Origin of the sequence: Sphingomonas sp. GCM10030256 (assembly GCF_042666415.1) — a bacterium.
Classification (GTDB): domain Bacteria; phylum Pseudomonadota; class Alphaproteobacteria; order Sphingomonadales; family Sphingomonadaceae; genus Sphingomicrobium.
Genome location: NZ_JBHTDI010000004.1, coordinates 1 through 10,315 on the forward strand (window position 1 = coordinate 1; position 10,315 = coordinate 10,315).

Annotated in this window: 9 protein-coding genes and 1 pseudogene; 6 read left to right on the top strand and 4 right to left on the bottom strand. The window is 60.4% G+C overall.

The features are described from left to right. The first annotated feature begins 754 nt into the window (after positions 1–754). Positions 755–1,858, top strand: coding sequence for a sensor histidine kinase (locus tag ACFQPG_RS12260; protein WP_380813792.1), 1,104 nt, complete (start codon positions 755–757; stop codon positions 1,856–1,858). Between the two features lie 140 nt (positions 1,859–1,998). On the opposite strand, the gene ACFQPG_RS12265 is transcribed toward ACFQPG_RS12260, so the two are convergent. The 4 genes from ACFQPG_RS12265 to ACFQPG_RS12280 all read right to left on the bottom strand — a co-directional run bounded on the left by ACFQPG_RS12265 (position 1,999) and on the right by ACFQPG_RS12280 (position 5,577). Continuing rightward, positions 1,999–2,382 (bottom strand): response regulator, encoded by a 384-nt coding sequence (locus ACFQPG_RS12265; protein WP_380813795.1) that lies wholly within the window; start codon positions 2,380–2,382, stop codon positions 1,999–2,001. A 144-nt stretch (positions 2,383–2,526) separates the two neighbouring features. Next, positions 2,527–3,003 carry a YybH family protein gene (locus ACFQPG_RS12270; protein ID WP_380813798.1) on the bottom strand — a complete coding sequence of 159 codons (477 nt, stop codon included), beginning with the start codon at positions 3,001–3,003 and terminating at the stop codon, positions 2,527–2,529. A gap of 294 nt (positions 3,004–3,297) precedes the next feature. Further along, on the bottom strand, positions 3,298–3,804 hold the full coding sequence (locus tag ACFQPG_RS12275; protein ID WP_380813801.1) for a hypothetical protein: 507 nt from the start codon (positions 3,802–3,804) through the stop codon (positions 3,298–3,300). Positions 3,805–4,416: 612 nt separating this feature from the next. Beyond that, positions 4,417–5,577, bottom strand: coding sequence for a DUF4236 domain-containing protein (locus ACFQPG_RS12280; protein WP_380813804.1), 1,161 nt, complete (start codon positions 5,575–5,577; stop codon positions 4,417–4,419). 525 nt (positions 5,578–6,102) lie between these two features. On the opposite strand from ACFQPG_RS12280, the gene ACFQPG_RS12285 reads away from it, so the two are divergent. From ACFQPG_RS12285 to ACFQPG_RS12305, 5 genes and pseudogenes are all read left to right on the top strand, one after another. Next, the gene (locus tag ACFQPG_RS12285; RefSeq protein ID WP_380813807.1) at positions 6,103–6,303 is read left to right on the top strand and encodes a YqaE/Pmp3 family membrane protein; all 201 of its coding nucleotides are present in this window, start codon (positions 6,103–6,105) and stop codon (positions 6,301–6,303) included. 201 nt (positions 6,304–6,504) lie between these two features. Beyond that, entirely contained in the window at positions 6,505–8,694 is a 2,190-nt protein-coding gene (locus tag ACFQPG_RS12290; protein ID WP_380813810.1) for a S8 family serine peptidase, read from the top strand. Positions 8,695–8,747: 53 nt separating this feature from the next. Beyond that, positions 8,748–9,317, top strand: a complete 570-nt coding sequence (locus ACFQPG_RS12295) for a hypothetical protein (protein WP_380813813.1) — start codon at positions 8,748–8,750, stop codon at positions 9,315–9,317. Between the two features lie 75 nt (positions 9,318–9,392). Further along, positions 9,393–9,782 (top strand): hypothetical protein, encoded by a 390-nt coding sequence (locus ACFQPG_RS12300; RefSeq protein ID WP_380813816.1) that lies wholly within the window; start codon positions 9,393–9,395, stop codon positions 9,780–9,782. Positions 9,783–10,107: 325 nt separating this feature from the next. Then, positions 10,108–10,315: pseudogene (locus tag ACFQPG_RS12305) on the top strand (IS30 family transposase); the annotation flags it as partial.

Here is a 10,315-nt window from a genome sequence, read left to right on the forward strand (position 1 = left end):
GCTTCCGACCAACGTTCCACGCTGGGCGGCAGTCTTGTCCGGGGTCGTAGATCGAATGTCCCATGGATCATCTCCTCGGCCAACAGCGGCCGAGGGAGAAAACCATCTCTTGGGTGATATCTGGCCGAGAGCAGCTGGTCTGCTTTGCGGCGCGAGGTGGGTTTAAGTGGTCGTTCGTTCAGCCAAGCTGCAAGAGATCGCTTTGGACCCACAGAAGACGGAGTTGCCCCCAGCGCGTAACGTCAGCGCGCTGCAAGCCAGGCATCACCGCAGACCAAGATAAGCTCTCGTCTGGCGTTGGGAGTCGCGAGATGCGCCTCGACTTCTGACCGCTCGTCGTCATCCAGCTGCCTGAGGATAGCGGCAACACTCCGGTGCTGCCCCGATTTTGCGAGATCAAAGGCGCGGTCGATGGCTGAAGACCTAGGCATTAGCCCTCAATAGGCCGGGCTTGCCTCGCCAGTCATGTCCTTCCGTCGATTGCTGGCCGTCAGGAGAACGTCGGGGCTGCGTACCTGGAGGGCTGATAGCGGACGCTCCGAAGCTAAGTAGCTAATGTCTGTTTTCGACCCATTGCGGACATTGACCTCTACGGTCAAAGTTGCGCACTGGCGCTCGGGAAACCACGTGAGCCGTCGTTGATGCTGGACTGCTAGCTCGAGCCTACTTGTTGTTCAGGTTGAGTTTTAAGCCGACATGCCATGGAGCGGCCTAAGAAAGTCGCTTTAATCGCGGCAGGAACAGGGGACTTCTAATGGCAGTCGCGGACACTTTGCCGCCGAACGAAGCCGAGCGCATGGCCGCGGTTCGGCGCTACGATATTCTTGATAGCCCACCCGACGGAGCATTTGATCGTATCACAGCACTCGCGGCTCGTCGGTTCGGAGTTCCGATCGCAATCGTTAGCATCGTTGACGAGGACCGCATCTGGTTCAAGTCACACCACGGCCTGCCCGTCAAACAGATAGACCGTGAACCCGGGCTGTGCGCGTCAGCTATCTTGGGCGACACTCCTTACCTGATCGAGGATGCACGAACCGACCCGCGGTCGCTGGCCAACCCGCTTGTGGCCGGGGAGTTTGGTCTGCGCTTTTACGCTGCGGTTCCCCTGACCACGAGCGACGGACACAACCTCGGCACGTTGTGCGTGATCGACAAGGAGCCCCGTCCCGTCACACAAGCGCAGATCGAGGACCTAAAGGACCTTGCCTCGGTGGTAATGGACCAACTCGAACTGGGACTTTCGGCGCGCCAGGCAGTCGGCAAGGCGAATTTGATGGGGAAAGAGATTGACCATCGGGTGATGAACAGCCTTCAGTTCGTTTCGGGTATGCTGACAATGCAGAGCCGCTCTCCCGAAGTGGGTGAGGCCGCCAATCACCTCCGGCAGGCCGCTAATCGTGTTGCCGCCGTGGCGCAGGTCCACCGTCATTTTTACGCGGATACGGCCGACGAAGTATCCTGTATCGCTTACCTGCGCCGCTTGTGCGAGGACCTGGCTGGGATTTTGGACCGAGAGATCGTGATCGATGGGGATCTGGCGATGGTGCCGGCCACTTCGATCCAGCCGATCGGCCTCCTTACCAATGAGCTGGTGACCAATGCCGCTAAGCATGGCGCAGGCAAAATTGAGGTGGCGTTCCGCGCCTTGGCCGGCATCAATCGCCTCATAGTGTGCGATGAGGGCACTGGGTTGACGCCAGGCTTCGATCCCCACTCAGCGACCGCCGGCCTTGGCATGCGAGTGATCACTACGTTGGTCCGGCAGTTGCAGGGTACGCTGTATGCTGGCCCCCGGGCTACCGGCCGCGGCGCTTGTTTCACCGTTGAGTTCCCCGCCGCCGATAGGGTCCATTAGAGCCAGGTCTTACCGGGGAAAGAGGCTACGATGTGCCAGCACTGGCTAGAGGCTCTAAAGCAGCCAAGGAACTCGTCTGTCTTTTGTAATGAACCGCTCGCACCGAAGTATCGTCCGAAGCCGCGCACGTACACAAGTAGCTACTTGCCGTGCACAGACGCAAGCTTCTTTTTGACGATGTGCTGAAGCTGTTCGGCTCGATAGGGTTTAGCCAAAAAAGTTCCGTGGTCAGGTAGGTCGCTGTCGCGGAGGTTGTTGGTTCCCGACGTTACAATGAGTTCGACGTCGGGTCGTGCGTCGTGGACATCCCTTGCTAGCATCAGACCATTGGTGTTGCTCGCTAACTCGATGTCAGTGAACAGCAAGCCGACCTTGGGGTGCATTTCGAGTAAATCTCTCGCCTCGTGAGCATCACTGGCCTCATACACCTTCACGCCAACCTCAGAGATCGCGTCGGCGGCAACCATGCGAGTGAGGGGTTCGTCCTCGACGACGAGAGCCTCGGGGTTGAGTTCCTTTTTCATCAAGCCACAACGTGCGCCTTAGTCCCGCGTTCCGAACTCGCCGTTCCAACGGGCCCGACTAATGTCTGCTTCCCACCCATAGCGGACATCCGTGACCGGGCATTCGACAGCCTGATTCAAAGTGCCGAATGTCGCGAGCTTAGGTCAGCCATTCGGAATAATGTGCGCCCGGATAGCCCGAATTTTCCAAGTGCCTTGGACCCGCGTCAGTAAGGTGCTGTTGAGGAAGGTCCGAAGGACGGTCCAGCGGCCATCCGCGTCCTGCTGCTCAAGGCGGACCATTTTGTCGACAAGAGCCAGGTAGGGCGTCACCATGTCGATACTACGTGGTTCGCTGACATGGCGCATCGTGCCGCGCCTATTCTCAAAGTCTCGGCCGAAAAAGGCGCGTATCGCTGCCTGACCTTCGAGAACGGAATTTGGGCCGGCTTGGATGGTAGCGTCCTGCGCGAAGAGGGTCGCGAAACCGGTCAAATCCTTGCGGTCCCAAGCGGCGTCCATTGCCGCTGCCGCACCATTCAGTTCCTGCTGAGCAGCCTCAGTCGCAGGCGCGGCACGACAAGGGGCAACGGACAAGGCTGCAGCTGAGATCACTACCAAGCCCGGCATGAATATACGCATATTCGTCTCCGAAATTAGAGAGAAGGCGCTCGGGGCAGTTGCGGCTGTGCTTGGCCCTTGAGCTAGGCAGGGTCATCATCGCGAAGGCCCCGTCTCGACAAGCAGGCTTTCGCCGACGGCGTCAGCTTTTTCGCCAGTGTAAGGACTATGCAGTTCGCGCAGCGCCAACGGATCGCGAAACCCCGGTCGTCGCGATGTCCGCTTGCCACCCAAGAGCAGACGTTCGGAGCGGAGCACGCCTGATCGTCGGCAAGTGGCCGTTATCCGACGGTCTGATTTAGTCGCCAAGCGCCGTCACTGTGTGATCCGGAGGGATGATAGGTAGGCGTCCGCCTGCGGAGCATCGTCGCCCGACCGGTGTAGGACCATCAATGTGTAGCCACGCTGGCCGATCATGTAGCTTCGGCCCTTCAACTCGCCGATGTCTGAGGTGATTGTAAACGCCAGCCCAAGATTGGCGCCAAGCAACACAGGAGCTTCAGAGGTAATCCTACCGTTGAGCCGCTCGGCGACCGCGTCGCGCGCGTTGCTGACGAACACGCTAGCCTTCACCCTCTTGACCAAGGCAACTGGGTAGTCGGCGGTCGTGACGGCGTAGACCACACCCTGGTCCTTCGCCATCCACTCCTGCGTCAAAACCTTCCCACCCGGGGTATCAACCTCGCTCGCACTTTTCGTCGGCGTGCCCGGCATAGCCAACGTGAAGCCGTCCCCGGTAATCGTGCCGAGCGTGGCGGCCGCGCCTGGAACTGCCGTGAGCGCAAAAGAGATGGCAAAGGCGGCGATCGGCAGGTGTTTCATCTAATCTCTTCAGGTGGGATCGGTGTTCAGCGCGCCGAGCTCATCAGGGGGAACGCGGTGAAAAATCTAGAGACGCGGCGCCGCTCCAGAGCTCGGCTTCGGGTGGGAACGTGAGCTATGCCTGACACACATTAAGAAAGCGCTGCGCAAGCCCAGGTAGCGCGGGCCCGCAGTAGCGGAGGGTCGAAATCTACCCTTAGTCGCAAGCTGAGAAAGCGTCCGCTTTCCGGCCTCGCCAAACGCCCACTGGGATGACCGGTTTGGGCGCTTAGCCGCTCGATGCTTCGCACGGGCCAACGTCCGCTTTCCGCCTCTGCAGACCCAAAAGCAGCCGTTCCGCTTCCCACCAGAAGTTGACGTGCCGAGGCGAGCCTGCGCGTCCGCAATTGACCCGTTTGAAACCGTCCGGTTCTCGCGCCTAAGCCGCCCAAGTGGACCCTGCTTCAGCTTGGCGGCTTATGCACGACCCCCGTTTCAGGCAGTTACCTCAAGAGTGAGGGACTGGGTGCCTGCCGGCCTTCCCCGGAGCGTGCCGGCCTCGAAGTCACCGCTCTTTGTGAGTTTGCCTCGCACAGGCGGGCATCTCACCGCCAAGAATGACTGAGCAGAGCGTCAGCCAGCGGAGAGCGCCGCCTGGTAGGCATGGAAGGCGTCGGTAAACTCGGCTGCCGCCATGGCGTCGGAGAACTGATATTCCTCCAGCACCCCGCCAGGGCTGGTGAAGGTCAGCCCTCCGTACAGGCACACAGGAATGGCATAGTTGTTGGCGAAGCGCCGATCGGGCGAGCCGTCCTTGTTCACCTTAGCCCAGGTCTGCCCCACGACCTTAGTGTCGCTCGGCACCCCCTCGTCCTCGTGAAAGTTGATCGGAGAGAAGCCGAGCGTGACCTCTCGCAAGTCGATCAGCGCGAAGGCGCCATCGCTTCGGGGCATGATCACCATCCCAGGATAGATCATGATCTCCTCGCCGTTGGCATTCTCGAACTGCATGGCGCGACCGTCGAAACGTATAAGGTCGCTGCCGGTGTAGCCCAGGCTGACCTTGGTGCGCGTGAGCGTTCGACCAGCCATGGTCCGTTCGACTACTTTGTTGGTCGACCGATCAGAGGTGACGTCCCAGATCGAGGCGCTGCAGCGAAGTTTCTCAAAGGCGCGAGTCAGCGCGCCATAAGCTTGCCGCGCCACCGGGCCGGTCTCGAAGGAGATTTCGATGTGGGTGCAGCACTGCCAATCGGTCAGCCGCTGGACCTCGGCTGCGGTCTCGGGAGCTGACTGCTCGAGCTCGGCAATGCGCTTCTTCATGAAATAGCGAAAGAAGCTGCGCTGGCGACGATCGAGCTCCTCTGTCTGCTGCCGCTGGAGCACCGTGGCGGCAACGAGATCCGCCTCCACCTCGTTCTTCTGCGAGCGAGCTTGGGCGATCATGTCGCGAAGTTCGACTAGGCTGTGACTGGTCAGCTGCTCAACGGTAGCGCTGTTGATTGATTGCATGGCCGGGACGAACGGCTGGTAGAAGTTGGGAGTGGACGGGATCTCAGGCGCTGGCTGGGGTGAGATGACGGCAGGATCGCTGCAAGTCTGCGGGGAGAAGGATCCGTGGTGATGCGTGTAGGAAAGCCCCGTTCCGGGCAGGCCAACGGTGCTGCGGACGCCCTTAGGTCCAACATTCACCGTTGCGCCGGGCACGCCGAAGCTGGCGCTGAGGCCGCTTTTGCTTACGTTCAGGCGAACGCCTGGGAAGAGCTGGAACGACTGCCGGAACCTTAACACCATACGCAACCCCCGATCGGGCAAGCAGCTTAGGTCGGGAGGCGCAAACGGCAAGCCTTGTAGAGAGGCTTCCCTACGTCGCTAAAGTTGGCCTAATCTCAGCTCACCGGCCTGGCCCAAGAAAGAGCCTGCTGCACGCCTGCCCTCAGGTGAAAGCAATCACGACACTTCCCAACCAAAAGGTGGCCGTCTTGACCTTCCGCCCGCCGCCTGAACGAACGTCCGATTACCGCCATCGCCACCCCGAAGCGGACAGGCCGCTCTCCACCACGAGGAGACGCCTAGATGGATCAGCCCGAAGGTCGGCAACTGGCCGCTTGGAGAACGTCCGCTGATCGGCGCCTGCGCTCAAAACCACCCCCGGACTATCCTTGGGCTGACGCTTGAAAACTCGGCGCTGGGAATGTCATAATTGTTAACCATTATTCCCGCAGAATTTTCCGAGAGGACATTTCAGGGCCTTGAAATAAAATTTCACTTACACCAAACCCAATTAGCTCGGTAAAACGACGCTTCGGGGGAAGAGTAATGCGTTTGATTTTGGCCCTGTTATTGCCGTGGGCGCAATTCCTGACGATCGGCAAGCCATTTGCCGCTTTGATTTGCTTCGTTTTGCAGATCACGATTATCGGGTGGCTGCCAGCAGCGATCTGGTCCGTTTACGCGCTTAGTCAGTACAAAGCGGATCGGAAGATTGAGGCAGCCCTGAAGGCAAGCGCGCCAGCCTAAAGTCTGTTACCGACAGGTCCGGTAATCTTGGCTGTTCTCTTCCGCTATCGGATTGGAATCGCTCAGAACTTCGCAATCTTAGTCCAGTGCCCTTGCGCCTCAGATAGAGACGGACTCCGGCTCTCCTGACCGCAACCGATCGCTGACGGCTAAGGGCATCTGCTGGTGGCAACCAGATAATCATATTCAAAGAGGCAAGTAATGCGTCGGGCACTAATTCCGGCGAGCGTCATCTCGCTCGCCTTTACCCTTACCGCCTGTGGCGGTGGTGGCACGTCCGGTGGTCCTGCCACCATCCCAGCTCCGCCGACCTCTCCGCCAGCTCCGCCGCCGCCGCCCGCAAAAACGGCTGCCGAGATCGAAACGGAGAATTCGAAGGCTGTTCTCGCGTCGAAGGCCAGCTACGCTCATGACCGTGGCTATTCCGGCAAGGGCGTCACGATCGCTATTATCGATACCGGCATCGACACCGATAGCCCGGAATTCATGGGCCGCGTCGCCAGCACGAGCTCTGCGATCCAGTCCCGCTATGCGGCTTGCGCTGAATGCCCTCCGCAGACCACCAATTACAATGTTGAAGACCGGGATGGGCACGGCACCTTGGTTGCTTCGATTGCTGCCGGCAGCCGCAACAGCACGCACATGTACGGCATGGCCTATGATGCTAATATCATGGCGATTAAGATCGTCGCGCCTGACTTCGCCAACCTCGTCAACGGCGTTCCTCAGGAAGGCACTAGCCTCAACTCCTCAGGGATAGCTCCAGCGATCCGTCACGCTGCGCAGAACGGCGCCTTCGTCATCAACTTCAGCGCGAACGGCACATCCAGCGGCTCCATGGCCGTCGAGCAGAACGCTGCCATGGACATCGTCCGCCAGCAGAATCTGCTGCTGGTCGAGTCCGTATCGAACGATCCCGGCGACAGCTTCGCCAATGGCTCTTTCGCCCAGGCTCTGGTTGGCGCGGACTTCGAGAACAAGAATTGGTTCCTGTTTGGCATCGGTCTATTCGGCGACCTCAGCCCGCGCGCCGCCAGTGGCACGCCGGGCCTCCTTGCTGATCGGACCTTGTCGGTCGTATCTCATAACGTGCCGGCTACTGGCCTCGACGGTCAGCCACGTACGGTGACTGGAAACAGCTTTGCTGCTCCCGCCATCGCTGGCGCTGCTGCGCTGCTCAAGCAGTATTGGCCACAGCTCGGCGGTCAGGAGATTTCCAAGATCCTCCTTGGCACCGCCACCGACCTCGGCGCCCCGGGCGTGGACCAGATCTACGGCGTTGGCGTTCTGAACGTCGAAAATGCCTTCAAGGCCCAAGCCCCGACGATCAGCACGAGTTCCGTAAAGGCATCTTCCGTTGATGCCACCTCGCTCGTCGTCTCGCCGGCATTCGGCGGTGGTGATGGCAAGGCAACCTTCAGCGCAGCCGCGGGACAGGCAGTCGCGATTGATACCTACGGCCGCGACTACAAGGTCAACATGGGCGTGCTTGCCCGTGGCGTGCAGGCCAGCGGCATCAGCCTTGCCAGCTTCGCTCAGGAGAACTCCGGGCGCTTCAGCAGGCGGTCGCAGGACGGTCTGTCTCGGGTTGACGGCTATGCCGATGCTCCGGAAGCTCGTGCTTTCGGCTTCAGCTTCGGGCGGAGTGCCACGGTCACCGGAACGGTGCACAGTTCGATCGACACCGACGAGATGATCACCGGCTCCATGCTGCGCTCCAGCGGGATCGCAACCGTTGGGTCGGAGTTCACCCTATTTGCCAAGGGCGGCCGAGTCAGCTTCGCTAAGGCTCGCAGCGAATTCGGTCGCACCAGTTCGGCTACCAGGCGCGCCAGCATTGAGACGCCGCACGGCCTTACCTTTGGGCTCGCCCTCAACAAGGAAGTCGGGTCGGCCCTCGGCATGACCGGTTCAGGATCGTTCAACATCGAGGGCGCCTCTTCAATGTTCACAACGGCCGGATGGAACGGCCACGTAGGCGATTTCGACCTCTCGGCTGAGGGCCTTCTCGGCCGCACCAGGGTGACCACCCGCAATGCTCTGATCCAGTTGGCCGACCCGGTCCTCTCTAGCGGCTTCCGCTTCTCGGCCACTCACGGCATCTTCGGCGGACGGGCCCTCTTCGGCCTAACCTCGCCGCTCAAAGTGGAACGCGCGCAGCTGCGGTACGAGGCGCCGACCAGCTACGACCCCGAGACCCGCTCGACCATCGAAACGGTCCGCCTAATCAACCTGGCACCCAGCGCGCGGGAGCTAAACGTTGAAGCAGGCTGGAGCCGCGCCTTCGGCGCAGCCCGCCTTTCGCTGGGCGGCGCCTACGGGATCAACACCGGCAACGTCCGTGGCCAATCCTCGGCCGCTGGCTGGCTGCGCTTCAACAGCGGTTTTTAAACGCTGTTCGCACCCTGCCGTCGCTCGATCAACACCAACGGGAGAACACACCCATGCGTCTAATTTCTGTTGCTGCCACTGCGCTGCTTTTTGCGCAGCCCGCTTCCGCCCAGTCGATCTTCGACCTTGTCAAACAATTGCGTCCGGGAACCTCCGCGAATGCGGCCCGGCAGAACGGACCAACTGTGTCCCTCGCGACCATCACATCGAAGCAGACCGCTGCCATCGACGGATTCCTCAACACTCCGCTGCAGGATGGGGTTACCGCCGCTGACCGTGCCGCTGCCGCTCCCCTAGTCCGCCAGGTGGTGGCGACGCTGTCTTGCGCGCGCGATTCAGCCGCACTCAACAGCCTGAACCGGCAGCACCTCTTCCCGCGGACCTTTAAGCCGCCGTTCTACAACGAATATATCCCAATGCAGAACCTTAGTTACCACGACAATAATACTTGCCTGGATGTACTGCGCCTGACCGACTGGACTAAGCCCGCGAACAACACCCTGAAGTTCGCAGCCCACTACATCTCGCCGCAATCAGGTGAAGCCAAGCGGCAGACGTTCGAGTTGCAAAAGGCATCCGACGGCCAATGGATGATCCGCGATATCGGAATGGGCCTACACTAAGACGGGACCATCACTTACTTGGAAAGCCGGTCTTCTAGGTCCGGCTTTCTCCTTTATTCCAAAAAAGGTGCCGACATGCGATCTATCACAGTAGCGGCCTGCTTTCTTGCACTCATCGCTCCAGCCAGCGCGTCTGCAGCACCCCACTCATCGAAAGCGAGTCGCACTTTCAAGGTCGGATCAGCAACCTTCACCGGCACGCCAAAGACGATCTGCGTCATCGAAGGTCGATGGGCGGATGGCGATCCGTTCCGGTACGAAGCTTGGGATAGCTGCACGAACATGACCGTGACCCGAGTGCCCCCGAAGAGCCACGATCAAGTGATTGAACAGGTTCTCGGCCCCAATCGCACATTTAATGTGCCGGCTGGTAGCGAAGGATTTCACGTTGGCAACGATTACAGCACGGTTTGGCTGTTCCGGAACAAGAAGGGCGAGATGGAAGAGATCCTGATCAGCGATTGACTCAGGCCAACGCTTGTCCGCTTCTGCGGACGCAGGCGCGCGGCTCCGAGCGACTGCTAGGGGCGCTCAGCCCCTCTACCCTTCGCACGGGCGAACGTCTGCTATCCGCCTCTGCGGACCAAAAACAGCCGTTCCGCTTCCCACCAGGAACAGGCGTTCGGGTCAGCCAGCCTAAGCGTCGGAACCTGGCCGTCCCCGGCCAGTCCAGTTGCGCCGCGTAGAGCCGGGAAGCAGACGTTAATTGAGCTAAGTTGCTAATGTCCGGTTTCGACGGTGGTCTCAGAAGGTCGTCGCAACACTAAACCTGGTGAGGTGAGGTGATGCGATGGCGAAGAGACGACGGCGGATGTTCACGGCGGCGGAGAGTGCCGAGGTCTGGGACCGGTGGCAGCGTGGCGAGGGTCTAAAGCTGATCGGCCGGGTGTTCGACCGGTCATCGGGAGCGATCTTCCAGCATCTCAAGCCGCACGGCGGGATCCGACCGGTACCGCGACGACGATCGCGACGTGTGCTGAGCCTGGATGATCGCGAGG

Bases quoted from the DNA above. Each gene is read 5' to 3' on its own strand.
- ACFQPG_RS12260 (WP_380813792.1), top strand. From the start codon at position 755: ATGGCAGTCGCGGACACTTTGCCGCCGAACGAAGCCGAGCGCATGGCC.
- ACFQPG_RS12265 (WP_380813795.1), bottom strand. From the start codon at position 2,382: ATGAAAAAGGAACTCAACCCCGAGGCTCTCGTCGTCGAGGACGAACCC.
- ACFQPG_RS12270 (WP_380813798.1), bottom strand. From the start codon at position 3,003: ATGCGTATATTCATGCCGGGCTTGGTAGTGATCTCAGCTGCAGCCTTG.
- ACFQPG_RS12275 (WP_380813801.1), bottom strand. From the start codon at position 3,804: ATGAAACACCTGCCGATCGCCGCCTTTGCCATCTCTTTTGCGCTCACG.
- ACFQPG_RS12280 (WP_380813804.1), bottom strand. From the start codon at position 5,577: ATGGTGTTAAGGTTCCGGCAGTCGTTCCAGCTCTTCCCAGGCGTTCGC.
- ACFQPG_RS12285 (WP_380813807.1), top strand. From the start codon at position 6,103: ATGCGTTTGATTTTGGCCCTGTTATTGCCGTGGGCGCAATTCCTGACG.
- ACFQPG_RS12290 (WP_380813810.1), top strand. From the start codon at position 6,505: ATGCGTCGGGCACTAATTCCGGCGAGCGTCATCTCGCTCGCCTTTACC.
- ACFQPG_RS12295 (WP_380813813.1), top strand. From the start codon at position 8,748: ATGCGTCTAATTTCTGTTGCTGCCACTGCGCTGCTTTTTGCGCAGCCC.
- ACFQPG_RS12300 (WP_380813816.1), top strand. From the start codon at position 9,393: ATGCGATCTATCACAGTAGCGGCCTGCTTTCTTGCACTCATCGCTCCA.